Source organism: Staphylococcus condimenti (assembly GCF_001618885.1).
GTDB lineage: Bacteria > Bacillota > Bacilli > Staphylococcales > Staphylococcaceae > Staphylococcus > Staphylococcus condimenti.
Genome location: NZ_CP015114.1, coordinates 397505 through 422435, shown reverse-complemented (window position 1 = coordinate 422435; position 24931 = coordinate 397505). Strand labels below are relative to the sequence as shown.

Sequence of the window (24931 nt, the reverse complement as noted above, 5' to 3'; positions counted from 1 at the left end):
TCTTCGGTAATTTTAAGCTTTTTCGTGTGTAAAAATAAATGATAAACCACTATTTTCTGTGATTCTAAGTGATTCTGAATCATCTTGTTTCAGTGTTTGGTATGGAATACCTATAGATTCTAATTGTTGCAGTGCTTTACGATATTGTTCTTTAGAATCGATACTGATTTCAATTTGATCAACTGCACCGTATTCAGGAAGTGGTATATTTTCTGCTGCTTCAAAGATGTGTAATTCCCCACCTAATCCGCCTTCACCTAAACGGAACACTTGTACTTTAAAATCGGCATCAGTTGTAGGTGCGTATTCAGCAAAATGTTCTAGGCCGAATACTTGAGATAAAATTGAAGTCGTTAGCAATAATTCATTTACTTGTATAATGACGGGACCTAAACCTTGTACTTGATGAAGCGGATTAACAGTACTGTTTTCTGATGGCATTCCTAACGGGACTCCACTATTATGTTCATTAGAATATATATCAATAAACTGACCATTATTGTCTTTAAACTCAAAATGCTTATGGTTGTTCATTTCAATTATCTCACCGTGCTTGATATCATGAGAATCTAAAATCTCTTGATATTCTTCTAGACCTGAATCAGTCGGTGTTCTCAGGCCAAAACTGAGTACTTGATTTGTTTCAGCTGTATAATTTGGCACTTCAATAAAATGGATTCGTGTACCAGGACTTAAATCAGCATCTCCAAAACGAACTGCATTTTTTGAACTTTGTTCTTCATAATTCAAGCCTAAAACATCATGAAATAAATTGATGGTTTCCGATAAATTTTGCGTACCAACTGTAACACTTCGTAATCCTGCCATAATACCCCACACCTTCTTATATGTTTTCCTAATCATTATAACTTATTTGAGTTAATTTTTATATGATGAGATGATTATTTGAATAGAACCTTAGAATTAAAGGTATAATAGTAATATAATAGATTAAAGTGGACATTGAGTATTGCTCTAAATAAAGGAGATGAGTAGCATGGTAAACTTTATGATACTCTTTGCGATTACAGTTTTAGTCGCCGCATATTCTGGTATTATGTATTTTACTGGCACAATTAAAGAAAATGCTAGGCTAAAAAAATCACATTATGGTGTACTGTGTATTGTTTTTATAATATTAGCAGTAATTGAATTAATCGTTTATAACGTTATGTGACAAAATATTAAAACAGCGACAATTTTTTGTCGCTGTTTTTTATTTTATATTGTTGAAACGTTGTATATTATTAATCGATATTCACAATAAGCTCTTCTTGAATTATGCTCAGTATTTAAACTTCTGAACTTCCCTTTTATAAATTTTGTATTCTACGAGCAAAGTTATAATATCTTTTTAATACCATTTGGCTGTATTCAGTTTTATGTATAAAAATACGACGACTATAAAAGCCGTCGTATCAACGTTTATAACATCTATTAAGTTTAAGATTAAGATTCTAATAGTAAATCTTCTGGATTTTCAATAAGATCTTTAATTGTTTTCAAGAATCCAACTGCTTCTTTACCATCAATAATTCTGTGGTCATAGCTTAATGCTAAGTACATCATTGGACGGTTTTCAATAGTGTCTTTATCGATAGCGATTGGACGAGTGATGATTGAATGCATTCCTAAAATAGCAGCTTGGCTTCCGTTAATGATTGGAGTAGACATCATTGAACCGAAAATACCACCATTTGTAATTGTGAATGAACCATTCATTAAATCACCAAGTGATAATTTATTATCACGTGCTTTAACAGCTAAGTCTGCGATTGAGCTTTCAATTTCAGCAAAGTTTTTCTTATCACAGTCACGTACGAACGGTACAATTAATCCATTGTCAGTAGATACAGCAATACCAATATCATAGAATTGTTTAGTAATCATATCATCGCCATCGATTTCAGCGTTAACTGCAGGATATTTTTTCAATGCTGCAACTGCTGCTTTAGTGAAGAATGACATAAATCCTAATTTTGTTCCATCATGATCTTTGATAAATTGTTCTTTTTTACGTTTACGTAAATTCATAACATTTGTCATATCTACTTCATTGAATGTTGTAAGCATTGCAGTGTTATTAGATACTTCTAATAATTTTTTAGCAGCTGTTTGCTTACGACGTGACATTTTTTCACGTACAACTGGTTTAGTAGGTTCTTGATTTTGTTTTTTGGCAGGAGCCTCTGATTTAGAAGCTTGGCTACCTTGGTTTGATTGTCCGCCTTGTTGTTTACGATCAATATCGTTTTTACGAACAACATCAGAATTTTTAGCTTCAACTTCGCTTAAATCAATACCTTTTTCACGTGCATATTTACGTGCTGAAGGTGTTGCATTAACGCGTTGATCACTGCTTGAACTGCTTTCTTCTTTAGAAGAAGATTCTGATGCTGCTGGTTGTGATTTTTCTTCTGTTTTTTCTTCTGATTTAGAAGTGTCTTCTTTAGAAGAAGTATCTTCTTTTTTATCTTCAGAAGATGATTGTGATGGGCTTCCGCTGCCTTCCCCAACTGTTGCAATTGCTTGCCCAACTTCTACTGTATCTCCAGCTTCTGCTAATAATTCTTGAATTACACCTGCTTCTTCAGAAACGACCTCAACATTTACTTTATCAGTTTCTAATTCAACAACTGCTTCACCTTTATCTACTGAGTCACCTGGATTTTTTAACCACTCAGCAATTGTACCTTCCGTAATAGATTCTGCTAACTCTGGAACTGTAATCTCAGACATACTATTTCCCCCTAATTTTTATTAAGACTCTCTTCAATAATAGAGTTTTGAACAAGTTTATGATTTTCGCCGTCACCTTCAGCTGGTGCAGAACGCTTAATACGACCACTATATTGTAATTCGTATTTATCGCTTGCTAAGTCACTTAAGTAAGGATATACAAATGACCAAGCACCTTGGTTTTGCGGTTCTTCTTGAACCCAAGCAATTGTTTCAAGATTTGGAAGTGAGTTAATTACTTCGCTGATCTCTTCAACAGGGAATGGATATAATCTTTCTACTGCAACGAGTAAAATAGAATCATCAGGTTCTTTTTGCAAGCGTTCTTTTAAGTCGATAAATACTTTACCTGAAGCTAAAATAAGTTTTTTAACCTTTTTCTCTTCGTGTGCTTCAGGAAGAATAGGTTTGAAGTAACCTTCTGTAAATTTGTCGATTGTATCTGCAACAGTTTTATTTCTCAATAAACTTTTTGGTGACATTACTACTAACGGACGCATAGCATCTGTGTCTAAGCTTGCTGCTTGCGCACGTAACAAGTGATAGTAATTGGCACTGCTTGACAAGTTAACAACTGTTGAGTTGTTTTCAGCTGAAGATTGTAAGAAACGTTCTAATCTTGCTGATGAATGTTCAGGTCCTTGTCCTTCATATGAATGAGGTAGGAATAGTGTCAATCCAGAACGTTCTCCCCATTTGGCATAACTGCTGAATAAGAAGTTGTCAAACATCATTTGTGCCATATTTGCGAAGTCACCATATTGTGCTTCCCAGATATTCATAGTACCCTTGTTCTCTACATTATAACCATATTCAAAGCCTACTACCGCAGCTTCAGATAATGGTGAGTTGTGTACATCAAATGAAGCTTTTTGGTTCGGAACATTTTGTAATGGAATATATTCGTCGCCGTTGTCTGGATTATGCAATACTGCGTGTCTGTGGCTGAAAGTACCACGTTCACTATCTTGGCCTGTTAAACGGATTGGTGTGCCGTTTTGCATGATTGTAGCAAATGCTAATTGCTCAGCTTGTGCCCAATCTACTAAGCCATCTTCTTTTTCAAATGGTTCTCTACGTTTTTCAAGAACTTTGTTTAATTTTTTCAATACTTCAAAGCCAGTTGGATAAGTTAATAAAGCATCGTTAATTGTTTTAAGATCTTCATAAGATACATTAGTCTTATCTGGTTTAAGTGGTTCATCAATACCTTCAGGCTTAGACATATCTTTTGTTGTAGTTTTATCATTCTTATCAATTTTATCATGCGAATTACGCAATTCTTTTTGAACATCGTCTAGAACTTGGTCCATTTCTTCTTTAGAAATGACACCTTCATCTACAAGTTGTTCACCATAAATCTTATCGACAGTAGAATGCTTACGAATCGCATGGTATGGAATTGGGTTAGTAATTGACGGTTCGTCCATTTCGTTGTGACCATAACGACGATACCCTACTAAATCAATGACAACATCTTTATGGAATTCTTTTCTGAAGTCCATAGCTATATCAATTGCTTCAATTGTAGCTTCAACATTATCAGCGTTAACATGCATGATTGGTATATCATAACCTTTTGCTACATCAGTAGAATATGTTGTTGAACGTCCATCTTTAGCTTCAGTTGTAAAGCCAATACGGTTGTTCGTGATGATATGCAATGAGCCCCCAGTAGAATATCCGTTTAAGTTGCCTAAATTCATAGCTTCGAAATTGATACCTTGTCCAGGATAAGCTGCATCACCATGAATTAAAATAGGCATTGATTTTTTGAAATCAGTTTGCACTTTTCCGCCTTCATGTGTGTCATCTTGAACTGATCTAGTTTTACCTAATACAACAGGTGCCACGATTTCTAAGTGACTTGGGTTGTTTGCAAGTGAAATACGTTGTTCAGTACCATAAGTATCAGTTGTTTTGATACCGCCCAAATGGTATTTAACATCGCTTGTCCAAGCATTACCAGATGTCAGTTCCAGACTTCCATCCTCAGGTAAAAATTTCATTGGATCTGTGTGCATAAATTCAGAAATCATCATTTCATATGGTTTTTCTAAAACGTGTGTTAACACATTTAAGCGACCGCGGTGAGCCATACCAATTTGAATATTTTTAATTTCTTCTTTTGCTGCACGTCTTAATGTTTGTTGCAACATCGGTACAAGTGTATCTACACCTTCAATAGAGAAACGTTTTGCTCCTACGAAGTTTTTATGAAGATACTTTTCAAACCCTTCTACATGTGCCAATGTTTTGAAAAGATTAATTTTTTCGTTTTTGTTTAAATTTGCTTTATATGGCGTTTCAATACGTCGTTTGAGCCATGTACGCTCCGTATTATTATTGATATGTGTGTATTCAAAAGCAATTGGTCCTTTATAACGTTTCTCCATACGTTTAATTGCTTCATATGCGTTGTCATAAATATCAGAAAAATGATCTGATACTATTCCTGGAGAAATTTTTTCTAAATCATCTTTAGAAAGGTTGAAATCTTCAATTGTCAATTTAGGAACGTGTTTACGTTCTGGTCGATTGACTGGATAAATATCTGCTTGCAAGTGCCCGTATTGTCTGATGTTATCAACTAAACGCATAACTTGTTTAATTGTACTATCGCTAGAACTAGATGCAGGACTCGCAGCTACCTCTCTGTTGTCGTTATTGATTGTACTAAATAAAAATTGTAAATCTTCAGAGACTGAAGTTGGATCTTGTAGATATTGATCATATAAATCTATGATAACCCCTAAGTTAGCTCCGAAATTTACAGGTGCTTCACTTACCTGTTTGTCTTTCGTCATATTACTCCCTCCACAATATATTGAAACGCTTACAAATAAATAATATCATTAAATCTTCACAAATTAAAGGGAGAATAACCAATTGACGCATAGAAAAAGAGCCGTAATGACGGCTCTTTGTAAACATATATAAACTATAATTTCAAAGTAAACAAATTGAGTATAATTATTATTTAGGTAATAAGTTGCACATTTATTAAATATTGAAAGTAATACTGAAAGTTGTGTAAGAATTCACTTCACTTTTAACTTGAATCGATCCATTATATAAACTTACTATTTTGCTTGCAATTGACAATCCTAGTCCATTTCCGCCTTGCTGTCTTGAACGTGACTTATCAACTCGATAAAAACGATCAAAAATAAAATCTAATTCTTCTTTCGGTATACCAGCACCATGATCTGTAATTTCTATTGTTGCTTGACGGTTTTTTAAACTAGTTGAAATATCAATTTTTTTATCTCGAATATCATATTTAATAGCGTTATCTAAGAAAATCAATAATACTTGTTCTAACTGATATCGATTAATATCTAAAATTATTGGTTTGTTGGATGGGTTGAATGTAAAAGTATAGTCAGGATGCAATTGCTTAAGGGATTTAATACGTGATTTAATCTCATTATTCACATTGACAGGCTCTACATCTTTGGCGTCTTTATAGGTAGATTCTTTAGTAAGCATTAGTAATTCTTCTACAAGTTTCGTAATACGATTCATCTCTTCAATTGTTATATTTAAGGATTCTTCCAAAATTTCAGGATCTTTTTTGCCCCATCGCTTAATTAGATTTAAATGGCCTTGTATAATTTGTAAAGGTGTTCGTAACTCGTGAGATGCATCTTCTACAAATTGTGTTTGTTGATTAAAGAGTTCTTCTATCTGTAACATCATATCATTAAATGTATCAATCAAATCATTGGTTTCCTCGTAATTAGTGGGTAGTTCCAACTTCTCTTGGAAGCCATCTCTTCTGATTTTCCGCATTTTATTGGCCATTATGATAATTGGTTTTGCAATTTGGGCAGAAAATATATAACTGATTGTAGATGTTATTATAATTGCTATAACTCCAAACAATACCGACAATATAACAAGTGAATGCATAACGCTGTCATAACTTGCAAGAGAATGGATAATTACTGAATATCCTTGGAACTTATCAGTATCAATCGGATGTGAAACAACTAAAAAATTTGCATTCTTTAAATGAACAACATAAACACTATGATATTTTGATGGTTTTATTTGTTTGGTGTCATTTATATATTCACCCATAGTTGAAGTATCAGCTATTTTTTTGCCGTCTTCATCAAATAACATTACTTTCTGGAAATTTCCCAATGAAGCATTTAAATCAAGGGGTGTAACATTTTCCAATGATTTTGTTGCTAATAAAGAAGAAACATTATCAGCACTTTTTTCCGCATCATTAATTTCATTATCGCGTAATGTAATACTTAAGAAATAAATAATGACAAGACTAAAGATAAATATTATAAGAAAAGTAATACTCGTTGTAACAAGCATCCATTGTGTTTTTAATTTTCGTTGTTTCATTGTCTGATCACATATCCGACACCGCGGACAGTTTCAATTACTTTTTCCTTGTTAAAAGGTTTTAATTTATTTCGCAAGTATCGAATGTAGACGTCTACAACGTTTGTTTCAACCTCACTATCATAACCCCACACATGATTTAAAATTTGTTCACGCTGCATAACATGATTTAGATTTTCTGTTAGCAATTGTAATAAATCATATTCAGTTTTTGTAAGTTCGAGTTCTTGTCCATCGATTGTCACACGAAAAGCTGCCTTATCGATTTCAATACCTTTAATTGTAATTGTATCTTTAACAGGCTGCCTTCTCAGAGTAGCACGTATTCTTGCCAATAATTCTTCAATATCGAATGGTTTTACAATATAATCATCTGCACCGTAGTCTAAACCTGCTACTTTATCATATGTATCACCCTTAGCAGTAATAATGATAATAGGCGTTGATTTAACTTCGCGAATTTTTCTGCATATTTCTAAACCATCCATATGAGGAAGCATTAAATCTAATAAATATAAATCATACTCTTTAGAAAGTGCAGTCTTCAAACCTTCTGCGCCATCATTCTCAATATCAACTTCATAATTTTCATGTATCAACTCTAATTCAATAAAACGTGCAAGATTTTGTTCATCTTCTACGATTAAAATTTTTGTCATGGTAAGCACCTCAAAATAGATTTTAACACAAACGAGATATCAAGTATTTAAATAAGCAGATAGCTATTAAAGATATTCATTTTTGTGGTCCTTGTATCAAAAAAAAGAAAATTTAAAAAAATGGATATTTCTAATTGACAATCATTCTCACTAATGTATAATAGTAATTGAAAATGATTATCAATACCAAATGAGACATCCCCCCACAATTTCGTTCTTATAGTATTGGTCATTTTCATATCCCCTTTTATATATGCCCGTAAATACTGACGTTATGGTTATACATAACGTGACATACTTACCGATTTTGCTTTTATCAGCAAAATCGGTTTTTTGATTAATAAAAAAGCATTCATGAAACTTTCTCAATTGAGAATTTATCATGAATGCTTTAATCATATTTTAATTAGAAACGAATTGGTTTTAACTTACCTTTGAAAAATACAGAGACTGTCAAGATACAAATGAGTCCAGCAGTAATTCCGCCTATTATATCAGTTGGATAATGAACGCCTAAATAAATACGAGACAGACAAATCATTGCAATCATAAAAATACAGAATGATGTCATCATGACTCTTGGAGTACCATGCAAATAGCGAGATGCAATAAATATGATACTTCCGAAAAATGAAGTAGAGCCCATTGCGTGTCCGCTAGGGAAACTATATCCGCCGATTTCAACTAAACGTAATTTTGATGGGCGCTCTCGGTCAAATGTATTTTTCATTATCGGATTTGAAATACTTGATACTGCCATCACAATTGCAAAGAATAAAGCATCAATTTTCATTTTACGTAATAATAAATAACTGACTACACATAGTGAAAGACAAATCATTGAAAACACTTCTCCAACCCAAGTTGCTCCCATAAAAATACTTGTTGTAATTACGCTATGCGATGCATAAATTAAATCATAGACTTCGGTATCAATCCAGTTGCCGATTCTACTTTGATGGAAAGCAGCAATAACACTGAATATTAAAGTGAATACCAAAATTAATGAAATCCTTTTAATTCGGCTCAATTAGCTTTCCCTCGTTTCCTTTTGATTAGTATCTTTTAAAAGTTTATCAAGTAAATCTTCTTTGGTGAATAATTGATGATATTCATGCATTTGCTTTTCAATATTATTTCTATTAGATTCGATTGCATGTAGAGATTCTATAAAATTAGCTGTATCAGCTTGATCTTCAGGTAATGTTTTGGCATAACCTTTATTTTGGAAGTTTTTGGCATTGTCAATTTGATCTCCGCGTGACTGATCTAAACCTAATGGGATGAGTAACATAGGGATATTTAGCGTTAAGAATTCATAAATAGCATTTGCACCTGCTCTGCTGACAACTGTATCAGTTATTGCCAATAAATCTGTCAATTCGTCTGTTACAAATTCAAATTGCTTATATCCTTTTCGTTGAATTGTTTCATCCATTAATCCTCTGCCTGTTAAATGAATGATTTGATACTCTTTTAATAATGTATCTAAGTTTTGACGTATTAATTCATTTATTTTCTTACTGCCTAAACTACCACCCATTACTAATAGCACTTTTTTATCGTCATTAAACCCTGTAAGTTGAAAACCATTTGCACGACTTCCTTCTTTTAAGTCATCACGTACAGTGGCACCTACGAAATCGGCTTTGTCTTTTGGCAAATATTTTAAAGTATCTTCAAATGTTGTATAAATCTTTTTAGCAAATTTCAAAGAAATTTTATTAGCTAAACCTGGTGTAATATCTGATTCATGAATTACAACAGGAATATTTAATGAACGTGCTGCAATTACTACAGGCACAGATACAAATCCGCCTTTTGAAAAAAGAAGATCAGGTTTCTGTTTTTTTAATACTTTGCGTGCATCTAAAATGCCTTTTAGTACTTTGAATACATCTTTAATATTTTCTACAGAAATGTATCTACGCAACTTACCACTTGAAATTGGAAAATATTGAATTCCTGGAAGTTGTGATTCAATCATCTCTCTTTCAATACCATTTTTAGAACCTACATAGAAAGTTTCGTATCCTCTTTCTTGGGCGATCGGAATCAAACTTAAGTTGACTGAAACATGACCGACCGTACCACCGCCAGTAAATGCAATTTTCGTCATTTTTTTATACCTCTATTCTTCTTCTAAAATTCTATAATATGCATAAAAAGGTTCTTCTTTATCAAAAGGGTGATAATCTAAATCAGCTTCGCCTACTTTTTTAAAACCGAATTTTTCAAAAAGGTTTTGTGCTCGACGATTTACTGCATACGTGTCAGTCAAAAGAACATGTATATCATGATCTAATGCACGTTTTACAGCAAAATCAAAGAGTGCGGTTGCTGCCCCTTTATAATCCGGTGAACCTGCTAACCTATGAATTACGTAACCGCCTTTTCTATCAATAGGCCATTCAAGTTCATCATACCATTTCGACTGATTTTGGTCGATAACTATATAACCGTAAATCTTACTTTCTTCTTCTAGTACAAACAAAGATTGATTTGCAATATCTTCCTCGAAATGTTCAATTAATGGATATTTTTCATCCCATTGAGGATTATTATCTTGTTGCATAATTTTCTTAGCATCTTCTGTTAACTCTGATATTGATTTTAAATCATTATGTGTAGCTGTACGTATCATATGGTTTGCCCCTTTATTTTAATTTTTTCAATAAAGTTTTAAGAACCTCATCATCTTTACTAGATTTATCAACTAATTTTTCAGTGAATTTACGATTGGTTTCTTTATCAAAAGTACCATTTACATCGAGTTTATTGTCTTTTTGGAAAGATTCAACTGCTGATTTTAAAGTAGCATCAAAATCATTATTTTCAGTTCCAGTATTATAATTCAAAGCTTTCAAACCAATTTTAATTGATTTTACATTTTTATTGTTATCTCCCTCTTTTAATATCTTGTCATCTGGAATCATGCTTAATGACTGATATTTAGGTGCAGAAATTTTAACGTCCGGTTGAATACCTTTACCGTGTATATAGTGACCTTTCGGAGTTAACCATTTCATCTCAGTATATTTGAGTAGAGATCCATCTTTATACTCTTTAGTTGTTTGTACAATACCTTTACCGAAAGTTTTGTCGCCGTAAATTTTAGCTTTTTTATAATCTTTCATTGCTCCAGTGAATACTTCTGAAGCACTCGCAGAACCTTCATTAACTAAAATAGAAACTTGCATATCTTTAGCTTCTTTTAAAGGATCACTTGGTGCACGCACCACTTCTGTTTCATTACCCTTTTGTAGTTTTACTACAGGTTTATTTTTATCAATAAAAATATTCGACATTTTTACAGCTTCATTTAATAAGCCACCAGGGTTATTTCTTAAACCGAGAACAATTTTTCTCACACCCTCATTATGTGCTTTTTTAATCCCTGTTTTTAGTTCGGATGCTGTATTATCTTGGAATTTGTTGATAGTGAAAATACCTACATTCCCTTCTTTTTTGTATTCAACACTTTTAACATGAATTTTATCTCGCTTGATTTTAAGTGTATGTTCTTGGTGTGCACGTTCAATCGTTAGAGTTACAGTTGTACCCTTTTTACCGCGTACCATTTTAACTACATCTGTAAGCGGTTTTCCCTTAATGGATTTACCATTAACTTTTTTAACGATATCTTTTGGTTTTAAACCAGCTTTTTCTGCCGGAGATCCTTTCATTGGGCTTGTTACACTGATTTGATGATTTCGTTCTTGCATTTCAGCACCAATTCCTACAAAATCACCTGAAACATCTTCATTAAATGATTTTGATTCGTCAGTCGTCATATATTGAGAATATGGATCTTTTAATTCTTTGACCATTCCGTCGATGGCAGCTTCTGATAATTTATCTGGATTTTGATGCTTGTAGTAATCATTTGCTAAAGTACCGTACGCAGATTCTACTTTTTTGAAAGATTTTCGTTGATCTGCATCTAATCCGCTCATTTTATGTGAAATAGCAATTGTTGATAATACTGTTAAAATAACAGTTATTAAAATAATAGCTATTAAAAAAATGATAAATTTCCAACGCTTAATTTTAAATATTTTCGGAGAGTTATGTAAGTCTTTTTGTTCTTGGTTTTGAGACTGTTCATTATTTTGATTTTGAACCAACTTTAAGTCTCCTTTCTAGAAATATGTTCTTTTGCGCTCCAATTCAGTAAATGAAACGATAATTAATTTTACCAAATACATAGTAATCATCAAGAAATATTATCTTAAGCACAATAAAAAGGATTGATGCACGAACATCAATCCTTTTTAAACGTATTAAAATTTTAACCACTCTTGATATTCTTCGTATAAGTCGTCAAAGACAAACATTGGTTCACTTATAGACGCTTCAGTTTCAATGTAATCTGATAATGAGTGAAAATCAGACTCATGTTTAGGAAAAGACAAATCATCAAAGATTTGCTCTGCCAACTTTCCTTTTGCATCTGGCCGTCCTCGTACTGTTAATGCAAATTGATAAAAAGAATAATCTTTCATTATGACATCGTCACATCAATAACTTTTGTTTCATTTCTTTCTAAGTGATCATTTTTTTGAATATCAATATTTTCTGTTTGGTCAGTATTAGTAATAATGACTGGAGAAATAATTGATTTTGCATTTTGATTAATAAAATCTAAATCAAATTCTACAAGCGGATCACCCACATTTACAGTGTCACCGCTTTCAACCAATACTTTAAAACCTTCTCCGTTTAATTGAACTGTATCTAAACCAATGTGAAGTAATAACTCTAATCCATTATCAGCTTTAAGACCTAAAGCATGGCTAGTAGGAAATACATTATCTACTTTGCCATCAATTGGTGATACAACAACACCTTCAGTTGGTTCAATGCCAAAACCTTCACCCATCATTTTTTGAGCAAATACTGGATCTGGGATATCTTCGATATCTACAAATTTGCCTGTAATAGGAGCATAAATTTCAATATGCTTATCTGCTTGGTTTTCTTTACCGAATAATTTTTTAAACATAATTATTTCTCTCCTTAATCCTTGAAATGCGGAATTAAATCGCCGTATCCAAGTTCTTCTAATTTATCATAAGGAATAAACTGGACAGCAGCAGAGTTAATGCAATATCTCAAACCGCCAGTTTCAGCTGGACCATCATTAAATACATGGCCTAAATGACTATTACTGTCTTCTGAACGTACTTCAGTTCTTACCATACCAAATGATTTGTCAACAAGTTCTACCACTTCATCATCACTTAATGCTTTAGAAAAACTTGGCCAACCACAGTCAGATTCAAATTTTTCTTCTGAAGTGAATAATGGCTTACCTGATAATTTATCGACATAGATTCCTTTTTCAAAATGATTCCAGTATTCATTTTGAAAAGGTGGTTCAGTTCCATTTTCTTGAGTTACAAGATATTCGAGATCGTTTAGTTCATCTTTATTTTTTTTAAGCATCTTGATTCCCCCAATGTTTTTCTATAAAGTCTTTTCGTCCAGAACCTTTTTGGTATTGTTCGTAATGCATAGGATTCTTTTTATAATAATCTTGATGATAACCTTCAGCAGGATAGAAATTTTTGTAAGGTTTAACTGGAGTGATAACTGGTTTATTAAACACCATTTGTTCATTTAATTCTTGAATTTTAGCTAAAGCAGCTTTCTTTTGATCTTCATCATGATAAAAAATGACTGGTTCATAACTTTCACCACGGTCGAAAAATTGTCCTTTGTCATCAGTAGGGTCGAAAGTTTTAAAATAAACGTCCAAAATATTTTCAAATGAAGTGACTTCCGGGTCATATTCTATTTGTACTGCTTCTACATGACCTGTTGTGTTTGTACAAACTTCTTCATAAGTTGGATTTTCTACATGTCCGCCACTGTATCCAGAAACTATATTTTTAATGCCAGGATACGAAGTGAACGGTTTTACCATGCACCAGAAACAGCCACCGGCTAATGTTGCATATGCCAAAATAATTCCTCCATTCGATTTCTAGTTAATCCTTAAGTTACCACGAATATTTAGATTTTTCTATTAGTTTGCTTTGGATAATATACAAAGCTGTATTTTTTAAGAACGTAAAAAAGTTAGTCCAAGTGCACCTTGTCCTGTATGTGTAGAAATTACAGGAGTTGTGAAGTTAACCATATATTCTGGAGGGTTATCGCCATTTACAAATTGCTCTTTTGCTTTTTCAACAAAATCAAGAGCATTTGCATGAGTGAGACCTACTTTCTTAAGTGAATGATTTTCTAAGAACTTCATTAAATCTTTTTTGATAAATTGCAGACTTGCTTTTTGAGTACGGGGATTGTGCATTAAATTAATGCGCCCATCTTCAAGTGAACCAGTCGGTTTTAATCTCATTAGATTACCAATCATGCCTTTAGCTTTACCAATACGGCCGCCTTTGATTAATTGTGTTAATTGCCCAATAACAACATATACTTTGATATTGCTCTGTAGTTGTTCCACTTTTTCCACAATTTCTTCAGTAGAAAATCCTTCATCAATCCACTCAACAATATGTTCAAGTTGTGCACCTAAGCCATAAGAAATAGATTTTGAATCAATTACTGTTACATTTGAGTCTGTCATTTGGCTGGCTTGATAAGCAGTTTGATAAGTTCCGCTTAATCCAGATGTCATATGGATGCTGATAATTTCAGACCCATCTTTTCCTAACTCATCATATAATTCGATAAATTTACCAATAGGAGGCTGACTTGTCTTAATGTCAGCATCATCTTCAATGAGGCGAATCACCTCTTCAGACGAAACATCTATTTGATCGATATATGATTCGCCATCTATTGTTAGATTTAAAGGAACTACATGTATATCGTGTTCCTTTAAATATTCTTGAGGTAAATCTGATGTTGAATCTGTAACAATTTTTTTACTCATATAAAAGCCCTCCTATTGATCCTTACGAACTAAATGTAAAAATGTATGTGGAATTGTATTTTTTTCATCTAGTTCCCCTTTAACTGCTGATTCTACTTCCCAATTCTCAAAAGTATAAGGCGGGAAGAATGTATCACCTTGAAACTTATCTTCTACAACAGTAATATACATATCATCAACTTTATCTATAAATTCTTCAAATAAGGTTTGACCTCCAAATATAAAGACGTGGCCTGGTAAATCGTAAATCTCAGCTAAATCATGAATAACATCCACACCTTCAGGATGAAAAGTAGAATTACGTGTTAATACTACATTTCTGCGATTAGGAAGAGGTTTTCCAATAGATTCATAAGTTTTACGACCCATAACAAGTGTATTACCTGTTGATAATTTTTTAACGTGTTTCAAATCATTAGGCAAATGCCAAGGTAATTGATTATCTTTCCCAATGACCCTGTTTTGATCATGTGCTACAAGGATTGATAAAGTCATTAAAAGATCCCCTTTCGTTTTTCTGTAAATTGAGAAATTGGTTATACTGCGATAGGCGCTTTAATTCCAGGATGAGATTGATAATTTACAATTTCTAAATCTTCATATTGAATATCAAAAATTGATTTATCTGTATTGATTTTTAATTGCGGCGGTTCAAAACTTTCTCTTGAAAGTTGTTTTTGAATAGCATCTATATGATTTGAGTAAATATGTGCATCTCCAAATGTGTGAACAAATTCTCCGACTTCTAAACCGCATTCTTTAGCTACTAAATGTGTTAGTAAACTATAACTCGCAATATTAAAAGGTACTCCTAAGAAAATATCTGCACTTCTCTGGTAAAGCTGACAACTTAATTTGCCATCTTGTACGTAAAATTGAAACATTGTATGACATGGCGGTAAAGCCATTGTATCAATTTCTGATGGGTTCCAAGCAGATACAATATGTCTGCGTGAAGTTGGATGTTTTTTAATTTGTTCAATAACAGTAGCAAGTTGGTCATAATGTTCACCATCTGCACCTACCCAATCACGCCATTGTTTTCCATATACATTTCCTAAGTTTCCATGTTTTTCAGCGAACGCGTCATCATTTAATATATTCTTTTTGAATTTTTCCATTTCTTCTTGATAACGTTCATTGAACTCCGGATCTTGTAAAGCACGATGACCAAAATTGGTCATATCAGGACCTGTATAATCTTCTGATTGAATATACTTTTCAAATGCCCACTCGTTCCAAATATTGTTATTGTATTGAAGTAGATATTTAATGTTTGTATCTCCTTTTATAAACCAAACTAGTTCAGTAGCTAATAATTTAAAAGAAACTTTTTTTGTAGTTAGTAATGGAAATCCTTTTGATAAATCAAATCTTAATTGGTGGCCGAATTTTGAAATTGTTCCTGTATGTGTACGATCATCACGTTCATTTCCGATTTCGAGAATCTCTTTGCACAAACTATGGTATGCTTCATCAAACGTATTCATAAAAGCCTCCTCCTTTTTATGGATATCTTTATAGAAAAAGGGACAAATGATGTTCTGTAAGTCATTTGTCCCTTTCCATTACATGATATTAATATGATAACTTAGCAATTTTCGTCAAACATATCTTTAATATCCATGCAGATATCTTGAATATCTCTGCCTTCTATATATTCACGTGGCATAAAGTGTTTAAGTTCAGTACCTTTGAATAAAGCGTATGAAGGGCTGGATGGAACTTGTTGAATAAATTCTCTCATCGCTTGTGTAGCTTCTTTATCTTGACCTGCAAAAACAGTAACCTTATGATCTGGTTTTTTGTCATTTTGTTCAGCGACTGCAACTGCTGCAGGGCGCGCTAAACCAGCAGCACATCCGCAAGTAGAATTAATGACTACGAAAGTTGTTTCGTCTTCTCCAACGTTTTTCATATAATCATTTACAGATTCTGCTGATTCTAAACTTTCAAAATCATTTTGAGTTAATTCACTTCTCATACCTTGTGCTAACTCTTTCATATATGCTTCATATGCATTCATGCATAACCACTCCTTGTAATTATTATAATTTATTTTACATGAATTTTGAACATTTGTAATGCAACTGATTTCTCAAAAATATAATTATTTATTTCGATTGGCTATTTGTTTCCATACAGAGCCTAATGCTTCGTCTCCATTTTCAATTCTTGAAATAGCCATTTGAATTTGTAATTTCACTTCGTAAGCATCATCATTTTCATGAGCTCTTAAAGCAGGTAGTTGTGCCTCCCCGCCTTCATCAAAAATAAACATTGCAGCACGCCAACGTACAATTTTTTGTGGGTCATCTAATGCTTTTTCCATTTCCGGCAGTGCTTCCTTATATCCTAAATCACTTAACCCATCTCCTGCTGTGCGTCTTACACCAGGATTTTTATCATTTAATCCTTGGTAAAGATACGGTAAAACAGATTCATCTTCAACCATACTAGCTAAAACAACTGCTTCACGTCTGATAGGTACTTTCGGATGGTCCAATGCTGTTTCTAACAGTGGATAATCTGCTTTTGTAGGCGTTGGGAATGATTTCAACATTCTAAGTTGCGCTTTCCAATCTTCAGCTTGATTAAATTCATCAAGTGTTACATGTTGATATTGAGTTGAAGGGACTACAATTTCTGTTTGTAATGCCTCTTTAAGTAATTCATCTAACTTTTCAGTTGGATAAAGTGCAATGATTTCTTCTTCAACCTCTGACATCACATCATCTATATCGCCATATCGAGTTCCTAAGTCTTCCCATTTACGCATGAAAACAACATTATCATCATCTTTTTGTGCATCTAACATAGTATCCACAAATTTAGCGGGTAGTTGTTTTCTTTCTTCCTTTTCAGTAGTAGATAATTTAATTTGATAAGGAATACCTTTGAAAACTAAAACTTCTGCTTTGATTTCGCCATAATGTTCATCTGGTACAGGTTCATCCGTTTTTCCGGCTCCTGCATCGTCATTTAAAACAGCAGTGATTTTTGGAAGTACTTCTTCCCAATCTGCTTTTGGTGTTTTATCTATCGCAAGGAAATCAATAACGTAAAATATTGATTTTACACCTTCTAAATCTAATAAGTGATTAATAAATTCTGGCTGTCCTTCTTTAACTTCAGTGTATGTGGAGGATTGATTGTCCTCTCTTTGTTTATTTAATACTACTTTCATAGTATTAGGACTTGGTGTCGGTTCTATGCGAACGATCTCCATCGATATTCCCTCCAGTTATTGTAATTCGTTGCCAAATTGCTTGATTTGTTTTCCTACTGAACACTCATAAATGCAAAAGTGATGTGCATATGTTTTGCCGTGTTCTTTTCGATTATATAGTTTCAATTCACAGTTTTTGCAATAAGTGTTCAGTAATTCATCAATAGAATCAAGCGCCTTTTTTTCTGATTTAGTAAAAATAATCGTCACTCCCTTATTAATTGATACTTTTACGATTATAGTTTCTAGACGATTAATTTTAGCATCATTATATCACGAGAGCAGAATGAGTTCATCTATTGAAACTATCATTAATGAAATAGACATTGCATTCAGTAAATAAATCTAATAGAATATATAGGTTGAGTTTGCGGTTTCTAAACACCCGCATTATCAAAATTTAGGAGGAATAATATGTTTTTTAATGAAATAATGGGGATTATCGCATTCCTAGTAACCTTTACTTTAATGGTAACAATGTTTAGATTGTTCGGTAAACAAGGCTTAATAGCATGGGTGGCTATGGGGACAATTATAGCCAATATTCAAGTTATTAAAACGGTTGATATATTTGCGATATCAGCAACTTTGGGTAACGTGATGTTCGCATCTATTTATTTAGCAACTGATATTTTAAATGATATCTATGGTAGAAAAGTGGCAAAACGAGCTGTTTGGATGGGATTCACTTCGTCATTAATAATGATTATATTAATGCAATTATCCTTACACTTCATTCCTGCCCCTGAAGATATGTCTCAAAAAGCTTTGAGCACAATTTTTAATATTGTACCTCGAATTGCGTTAGGTTCAATTATTGCATATATAATAGGTCAGCATATTGATGTGTTTATCTTTAATGCAATCAAAAAAGTATTTAAATCAGATCGTACTTTTATTATAAGAGCTTATGGAAGTACAATTTTGAGTTCAATTATTGATACAGCATTATTTGTATGTATTGCTTTCATCGGCTTACTGCCTGGTAATGCAGTTTTTGAAATATTTATAACTACTTATATTTTAAAACTTGTAGCTACTATTTTTAACGTACCTTTTGGATATCTAGCAAAATCAATGTATAGAAACGGTAAGATTCAAGCGAAAGATGAAGGATATTAATAAAAGGGTAATGATAAATGTAGTGATACATTGAGGTGATAGATATGGCTAAAATATTTTTTGATGCTGCTGTAAAAGGCAACCCTGGACCTGCATCAATTGCAGTGGTAATTGTTGAGGAATCAAATCATCAAATATATACGAAAGATATTTCACCAACAGATAATCATTCTGCTGAGTGGGAAGCATTTATTTTTGCATTAGAAAGTGCTGAACAACAGGAAATTGATACTGCGTTAGTTTCAACAGATTCAAAACTTGTTGTAGATAGTCTAGAAAAAGGTTTTACAAATAATGAAAAGTTTAAACCTTATCTAATGGAAGCAGCCAAAAAAATGAAAGTCTTTGATTTATGTTTGATTAATTGGATACCTCGTGCACAAAATAAAGAGGCAAATCACCATGCCCAACAAGCTTTATATCAACAATTAAAATAAACAGGAATGAACAAAACCTCACAATGATGTGTTTTGTTCATTCCTGTTTTTCATTTTAGAATGGCATGAATTCTCTATTGATAAACTTGCTTGAAACTTTTAAATCATTATCGTCGCAAATTTGTATAGCATTAATATAATCTACTTGATATTTCATTTTGTTAAATAACGCATCTATATCTAAAGGAACTTCAGTATGGATGGCAGCAAGTTGTTTAGACAATTTTAAATCATCCATGTGGCTGATAATTTTCTTTTGCTGGCCAGGTGTTAACTCATCAATATGATTTATAACATTTTCAACAGATTGGTATTGTTGAATCAATTTTAATGCAGTTTTTTCACCAATACCCTTTACGCCTGGGTAGCCATCTGCACTGTCGCCCATAAAAGCTTTAATATCAATAAGTTGAAGCGGATTTAAATTATATTCCTCTTGATATCGTTTTAAATCATATCGATTATAGATATTAAATCCTTTTTTGGTTAACCAAACTTGAACATTTGGATTGATGCATTGTAAAATATCTTTATCTCCAGTAACGATATAAATTTCATTTTCTTTTGATAAATTGTTACTTAAAGTGCCTATTACATCATCTGCTTCATAATTTTGCACACCTATATTTATAAAACCTAATGCCTCTGAGATTTGCTTAACTAAATCAAATTGCGGCTTAAGTTCATCGGGTGGCGCTGGACGGTGTTGTTTATAACTTGTAAACACTTCATTTCTGAAAGTTTGTTGTCCCATATCCCAACATACAGCAATATGAGTTGGATCAATGTCATCGATAGCCGAAAAAACATGTCTGACAAATCCTTGCACACCATTTGTAGGTGTACCTTCCCTATTTCTCATAAATTGGTTATGGATACTTGTAGCATAGAAATGACGAAATAAAAGCGCCATTCCATCTACAAGCAATACTCTATTACTCATGTAATTATCCTCTTTCTAAATTATAAAATTGATTTTAATTCTGCATGAGCTGAATCAATTTGCTTAATTAGTGATGTATCTAACTTAACTTTAAGCAATTCTTCAGCTTGTTGATGTATTTCATCTGATATTGCTTTTATTTGTTTTTCAGCAGTTTGGCCCATCAACTTCACTTGTTGTTCTAATTGTTGACGTAAAAGATTAATATCATCTTGCAATAATTCTACAGTATTCATTGTAACGTCTTCTTGGATTTCTTTTTGTGCTTTTGGTTGTAATAAACGTTTCTTAGACAATTTTTTTGGAAGCGATTGATACATTTGCTCAAAATCAATGTGTAAAGTATCAATTTCATCTTTATTCATATCGATATTAAAATGAGGATGTATCAATATGTGCAGTTGATTTAATTGTTTAACCACTGGAGCTAGTTGCTCTTCTAATTGTTGATTCAAGAACTTTTTAATGCGCTCAGCTATTAATGTTTGTTCCATATAAAGTCTTGCATGAATTTGTTCTAAGTACGTTTTTACTGCAATGCGTTTTTCATCTTCAAAATCTTTATTCTTAGTCATTTGGGCATTAAATACAGTTCTGACTTCATCAAAAAGTTGAAGTTTCAAGCGTTCATTTAAGTGATAAATTTGATCTTCTACTTCGTTATAAGCATGTTGTTTAGCTGTTGATAAAGTGGTTTCTGGAATTGCACCCTTCTGGTTGATTTCTTGTATTTTAGATTGGCGTTTTTCCATTTCCTGACGATTATTTTGGAAATCCTCAGACATTTCAGCAAAGGAATTGCTGATTTGTTCTAATTGTGATTTCATTTGATGTTGTAAAACTACTTTAGATTCAACAGAAGCAAAATAATCTAAACTTTCTTTGAGTTTATCTATGCCCTCATCGCCTTCTTTTAATGAACGTCTGCTGGAAACAGAATAGATATCTGCAGGCATGTTTACTTGTTCAAGAGCATCTGATACATAATCTTCAACAGCATCTAAATCACTTTGGGATTCAGCTAAGTCAACAGCGTTTATAATCATTTTGAACGTTTGGTTTTCGTTTAATTGATTCATTTCTTTCATATACTCGATAAAGGCTTTGTCATTATCCGTAAATGAATGGTTGAAGTAGCTGACATATAAAATTAAGTCTGAAGAAGTCAAAATCTTTTCAGTTTCGTTAGAATGTCTTTGGTTATTTGAATATAAACCTAAAGAATCCACGATAATTTTATTCTTAAGCCAATCAATAGGTAATTTTAAATGAACTGTTTCGACAAATGCAGCATAAGCATCTTCAGCACTCCATTTTTTAACTTCATCTTGATTAATATTGTGAGTAAGACCATCTTTTAACATATCTTGATATAACTCTAATTGTGATTTAACTGGTTTACAAAAGCTAATTGTTCCTTTTTCAAAGAGTTTTTTAAAGCAGTTGTATCAGTATCTTTAAAATCATTTAAATTATCAAAATGAAATTGTTGTGTTTCTACAAGTTGATTTAACTCTGCTAATAATTGCTCTTCTTTTTTTAATGTAATCGCACTTGAATCGCCATAAGAAAGTTCTGTTGTAGCAGCTGTTGTCGGATTCGGTGAACTTACAAGATAGTTATCACCAAGCAACGCGTTTATTAAACTGCTTTTACCAGCACTGAACGTACCAAAAACGCCGATTTTCACAATCTGTTGATCCATTCTTTCGATTGCTGCATTCAAATCATCTTTTGTTTGTTGGAAAAGCGGTACTGGTTCAATAATTTCAATACCTTTCTTGATTACAGAAAGATCAATATTTTCCTCTTTATCATTATGAGTTGTTTTGTTCGCTTTTTCTTTTCGTTCAGGTTGTTCTAATTCTTCTTTTGTATATTTGATTTCAGTACGATCAATCAACTTATCTAATGAGTCGTCTAAATGAATATAATAATGTTGATAATTATGTGTTTCTAGAGATTCTTGCAATTCACGTAATTTGATATATTTTTCGTATTCGCTATAATCAGTAGATTCATCTTCTGCTTCAATGTTTTGTGACTCTGCATATTTTACTGCATCTTTTAAAAGCGGATTAGAATCTTTTTTCACATAATTATGGATTGCTTTGACTACGTCATCACAGAAATTTAATACATATTGATTACTGATACTCATCTGTTCTTGATACAAATCAGAAATCAACGTTTTTGGAATTTCATAATGCTGGTTTAAAATAGCGTTGCTTACAGATGATTGATTAATGAATCTAGTTAAGAATGACATGTCTTCACGCATAGGCTGTCTTACTTGTTGATTCACTAAATCTTGTAATTCAGACATTACGTTTTCTAGACGAGCCTGACGTTCTTCTTCGGTTTTTTTCTTTTTGTTAAATAGACCTCCGACTTTAAAAGTCTTTACCCTACTCTCCAAATACACTCTTATTTTTTCTCGCATTTCATGGGGCATAAGATAAGCATTATCCAGAATTTTTTTACGTTGATATTTAAGATAATTCATTAATTTTTCAGGATCATTCAGTAATTGTGCTTCTTCACTTACTGATTTATTTTGTTGGAAATTTAGATATGCTTGATCGAATTGTGCTTCTTCAATATCTAAGATACTTAATATATCTTGCATTTCAGATTGAATATACGAAAGCTGATCATCAGTAATAAATTCCGTAATACGTTTAATATAATCTTCCATTGATTCTCGATGATTATCTTGATAAACCAAGAAATCTGACAGTTCATTAATTTGGTTTTCTGGATAATCAAATTTTGATACATAGAATGTTCTTAGTATATCTAAATCCCATTCATTAATTGCATTATCAATATTTTGTTTAAACTCTGAAAATGATAATTCATCATCATTATGCTTATCAATTTGATTGATTACAAAGACAACAGGAATCCCTGCATGATTAAGTCGTTTCATAAATTGAAAGTTCATAGCAGATTGTACATGGTTATAATCGACAGTATAAAATACGATGTTACTTGTGAACATGAATTGTTCTGTAGAAGCTTGGTGCAATGATACATTTGAGTCAACTCCAGGTGTATCTTGTAAAGTGAAACCTTTGTTGAATTTATTAGAATCGAATTTTATTTCTACAGATTCAACATCCCCGTTTTGTCTGTTTAATTGTTTAACTTCTTCATAATCACTGAGTTTTGTATATTTTTGTCCCTCTAAGTTCGCAATAATTTCACTTTCGTCTGATACCGAAACAATCGCTGTATTACTTGTTGTCGGCACAGGAGAACTTGGTAAAATTTCTTGTTCTAATAATAAATTGATTAGAGTAGATTTACCGGCTGAAAAGTGACCTACAAAAGTCAAAGTGAATTGATTTAAATATACTTTCTTGATGACTTGATTAATAATATGTACTAAATCTTCATGATTAGATTTTTCTACTTCCTTTTTTAATTTATATAAAATATCTAATTGGTTCGTACTAGACATATATGTTGTTCCCCTTTTTTAATAACGTTGTGTTAATTGTATAACAAAAGCGTCAGACTCTAAAGGATAATATTCTTTCTTAAACAAAATCAAAAAGACACTTAAATTTCTTTCATCATAATTGATGAGATTTAAGTGTCTTTTAATGCATTATGTTGCAGGGTTATTATCTTTTTTCATTTGAACGTATTGGGAGATACAATAAACTATAATACCTGCCCAAATGAATATAAATGTAATTAATTGATTAATATCAAACGCTTCTTTATAAACAAAAATACCTAGAATAAACATTAAAGTAGGTCCTACATACTGGATGAAACCCATTAGAGATAAAGGTATTCTCCGTGCACCTGCAGAAAAGCTGATAAGTGGTATTGCAGTGATAGCACCTGAAAATAATAACCAGAAAGTAGGCATATTAAAACCGACCGTTGTTTGATGTGTAGTCCATAGATAAATGATATATATTAAAGCAGCAGGTGTGGTTACAATACACTCATACGTGATACTGCTGAGTGCATCTATTGGTACAATTTTTTTCAGTAAACCATAAAAACCGAATGATAATGCAAGCATGATTGAAACGATAGGAAATTCTCCTATTTTGATGGTCATGTATAATACGCCGATAACAGCAAATATAATGGCCAACCATTCCATTTTAGTAAAACGTTCTTTTAGGAATATCATCGCTAAAAGAATGCTGACTAATGGATTAATATAATAACCTAGGCTTGATTGTAAGACATGATTATTGTTTACAGCCCAAATAAAAGTACCCCAGTTTATCGTTATAATATAACCAGCAGCAGTTAAAGCAATAATCTGCTTCACTGTTAATAACTTTATGTTATTAATAAATTGTGTGTATTTACCCATCGCATAGATTAAAACAACCATGAATATCATAGATAAGATAATTCTGTATGCAAGTATTTCAAATGGACCTATATCGTTAAGTAACGACCAGTAAATAGGAAGAGTGCCCCATAAAATATATGCTATTAAGGAATATAATATTCCGCGTTTAAATTCTTGGTTCAATAGTAGTCCTCCTATTC

24 protein-coding genes and 2 pseudogenes are annotated in these 24931 nt (G+C 32.4%); 3 read left to right on the top strand and 23 right to left on the bottom strand.

Annotated elements, in window-relative coordinates:
* Positions 1 to 12 precede the first annotated feature (12 nt).
* Entirely contained in the window at positions 13 to 828 is an 816-nt protein-coding gene (locus tag A4G25_RS02205; RefSeq protein ID WP_047131099.1) for a VOC family protein, read from the bottom strand.
* 169 nt (positions 829 to 997) lie between these two features.
* Between A4G25_RS02205 and A4G25_RS02200 the strand changes: the two genes are divergently transcribed.
* Complete coding sequence (locus tag A4G25_RS02200) at positions 998 to 1177, top strand: hypothetical protein (RefSeq protein ID WP_047131098.1); 180 nt, start codon at positions 998 to 1000, stop codon at positions 1175 to 1177.
* Between the two features lie 272 nt (positions 1178 to 1449).
* On the opposite strand, the gene odhB is transcribed toward A4G25_RS02200, so the two are convergent.
* The 19 genes and pseudogenes from odhB to A4G25_RS12780 all read right to left on the bottom strand — a co-directional run bounded on the left by odhB (position 1450) and on the right by A4G25_RS12780 (position 18109).
* Positions 1450 to 2739: a 2-oxoglutarate dehydrogenase complex dihydrolipoyllysine-residue succinyltransferase gene (odhB, locus tag A4G25_RS02195; RefSeq protein ID WP_047131097.1), complete on the bottom strand. Its 1290-nt coding sequence runs from the start codon at positions 2737 to 2739 to the stop codon at positions 1450 to 1452.
* A gap of 11 nt (positions 2740 to 2750) precedes the next feature.
* Positions 2751 to 5546 carry a 2-oxoglutarate dehydrogenase E1 component gene (locus A4G25_RS02190; protein ID WP_047131096.1) on the bottom strand — a complete coding sequence of 932 codons (2796 nt, stop codon included), beginning with the start codon at positions 5544 to 5546 and terminating at the stop codon, positions 2751 to 2753.
* A gap of 196 nt (positions 5547 to 5742) precedes the next feature.
* Positions 5743 to 7107, bottom strand: a complete 1365-nt coding sequence (locus A4G25_RS02185; protein WP_047131095.1) for a HAMP domain-containing sensor histidine kinase — start codon at positions 7105 to 7107, stop codon at positions 5743 to 5745.
* On the bottom strand, positions 7104 to 7766 hold the full coding sequence (locus tag A4G25_RS02180; RefSeq protein WP_047131094.1) for a response regulator transcription factor: 663 nt from the start codon (positions 7764 to 7766) through the stop codon (positions 7104 to 7106). Before A4G25_RS02180 ends, A4G25_RS02185 begins: the two co-directional genes overlap by 4 nt.
* 107 nt (positions 7767 to 7873) lie before the next feature.
* Positions 7874 to 7999: pseudogene (locus A4G25_RS13180) on the bottom strand (hypothetical protein); the annotation flags it as partial.
* Positions 8000 to 8172: 173 nt separating this feature from the next.
* The gene (locus tag A4G25_RS02170) at positions 8173 to 8796 is read right to left on the bottom strand and encodes a phosphatase PAP2 family protein (protein ID WP_047131092.1); all 624 of its coding nucleotides are present in this window, start codon (positions 8794 to 8796) and stop codon (positions 8173 to 8175) included.
* Positions 8797 to 9885, bottom strand: a complete 1089-nt coding sequence (locus A4G25_RS02165; RefSeq protein WP_047131091.1) for an undecaprenyldiphospho-muramoylpentapeptide beta-N-acetylglucosaminyltransferase — start codon at positions 9883 to 9885, stop codon at positions 8797 to 8799. It lies immediately after the preceding gene.
* A 12-nt stretch (positions 9886 to 9897) separates the two neighbouring features.
* Positions 9898 to 10410: a GNAT family N-acetyltransferase gene (locus A4G25_RS02160; protein ID WP_047131090.1), complete on the bottom strand. Its 513-nt coding sequence runs from the start codon at positions 10408 to 10410 to the stop codon at positions 9898 to 9900.
* Between the two features lie 13 nt (positions 10411 to 10423).
* A complete protein-coding gene (locus A4G25_RS02155) occupies positions 10424 to 11893 on the bottom strand; it encodes a S41 family peptidase (protein WP_047131089.1) in 1470 nt (489 codons plus the stop codon).
* Between the two features lie 156 nt (positions 11894 to 12049).
* On the bottom strand, positions 12050 to 12271 hold the full coding sequence (locus A4G25_RS02150; protein WP_047131088.1) for a YozE family protein: 222 nt from the start codon (positions 12269 to 12271) through the stop codon (positions 12050 to 12052).
* Positions 12271 to 12771 carry a PTS sugar transporter subunit IIA gene (locus A4G25_RS02145; protein WP_046099333.1) on the bottom strand — a complete coding sequence of 167 codons (501 nt, stop codon included), beginning with the start codon at positions 12769 to 12771 and terminating at the stop codon, positions 12271 to 12273. The genes A4G25_RS02150 and A4G25_RS02145 overlap by 1 nt, the downstream gene beginning before the upstream one ends.
* Before the next feature lie 14 nt (positions 12772 to 12785).
* A complete protein-coding gene (gene msrB, locus A4G25_RS02140; RefSeq protein ID WP_047131087.1) occupies positions 12786 to 13214 on the bottom strand; it encodes a peptide-methionine (R)-S-oxide reductase MsrB in 429 nt (142 codons plus the stop codon).
* Complete coding sequence (gene msrA / locus A4G25_RS02135) at positions 13207 to 13740, bottom strand: peptide-methionine (S)-S-oxide reductase MsrA (protein WP_103163103.1); 534 nt, start codon at positions 13738 to 13740, stop codon at positions 13207 to 13209. Before msrA ends, msrB begins: the two co-directional genes overlap by 8 nt.
* Before the next feature lie 93 nt (positions 13741 to 13833).
* The gene (locus A4G25_RS02130) at positions 13834 to 14670 is read right to left on the bottom strand and encodes a DegV family protein (protein WP_047131085.1); all 837 of its coding nucleotides are present in this window, start codon (positions 14668 to 14670) and stop codon (positions 13834 to 13836) included.
* A 12-nt stretch (positions 14671 to 14682) separates the two neighbouring features.
* Entirely contained in the window at positions 14683 to 15165 is a 483-nt protein-coding gene (locus tag A4G25_RS02125) for a dihydrofolate reductase (protein WP_047131084.1), read from the bottom strand.
* A gap of 41 nt (positions 15166 to 15206) precedes the next feature.
* Positions 15207 to 16160 carry a thymidylate synthase gene (locus tag A4G25_RS02120; RefSeq protein WP_047131083.1) on the bottom strand — a complete coding sequence of 318 codons (954 nt, stop codon included), beginning with the start codon at positions 16158 to 16160 and terminating at the stop codon, positions 15207 to 15209.
* A gap of 101 nt (positions 16161 to 16261) precedes the next feature.
* Complete coding sequence (brxA, locus tag A4G25_RS02115; RefSeq protein WP_047131082.1) at positions 16262 to 16696, bottom strand: bacilliredoxin BrxA; 435 nt, start codon at positions 16694 to 16696, stop codon at positions 16262 to 16264.
* Positions 16697 to 16780: 84 nt separating this feature from the next.
* Complete coding sequence (locus A4G25_RS02110) at positions 16781 to 17899, bottom strand: conserved virulence factor C family protein (RefSeq protein WP_047131081.1); 1119 nt, start codon at positions 17897 to 17899, stop codon at positions 16781 to 16783.
* A 15-nt stretch (positions 17900 to 17914) separates the two neighbouring features.
* On the bottom strand, positions 17915 to 18109 hold the full coding sequence (locus tag A4G25_RS12780) for a zinc-finger domain-containing protein (protein ID WP_075140949.1): 195 nt from the start codon (positions 18107 to 18109) through the stop codon (positions 17915 to 17917).
* Positions 18110 to 18313: 204 nt separating this feature from the next.
* On the opposite strand from A4G25_RS12780, the gene A4G25_RS02105 reads away from it, so the two are divergent.
* On the top strand, positions 18314 to 19021 hold the full coding sequence (locus A4G25_RS02105) for a queuosine precursor transporter (protein WP_047131080.1): 708 nt from the start codon (positions 18314 to 18316) through the stop codon (positions 19019 to 19021).
* Between the two features lie 44 nt (positions 19022 to 19065).
* Positions 19066 to 19458 (top strand): ribonuclease HI family protein, encoded by a 393-nt coding sequence (locus tag A4G25_RS02100; RefSeq protein WP_047131079.1) that lies wholly within the window; start codon positions 19066 to 19068, stop codon positions 19456 to 19458.
* Between the two features lie 55 nt (positions 19459 to 19513).
* Here A4G25_RS02100 and A4G25_RS02095 read toward each other — a convergent pair whose 3' ends face one another.
* The 3 genes and pseudogenes from A4G25_RS02095 to rarD all read right to left on the bottom strand — a co-directional run bounded on the left by A4G25_RS02095 (position 19514) and on the right by rarD (position 24914).
* A complete protein-coding gene (locus tag A4G25_RS02095) occupies positions 19514 to 20401 on the bottom strand; it encodes a 5'-3' exonuclease (protein WP_047131078.1) in 888 nt (295 codons plus the stop codon).
* A 20-nt stretch (positions 20402 to 20421) separates the two neighbouring features.
* Positions 20422 to 23867: pseudogene (locus tag A4G25_RS02090) on the bottom strand (dynamin family protein).
* A gap of 150 nt (positions 23868 to 24017) precedes the next feature.
* Positions 24018 to 24914, bottom strand: a complete 897-nt coding sequence (gene rarD, locus A4G25_RS02085; RefSeq protein ID WP_047131077.1) for an EamA family transporter RarD — start codon at positions 24912 to 24914, stop codon at positions 24018 to 24020.
* Positions 24915 to 24931: the final 17 nt, after the last annotated feature.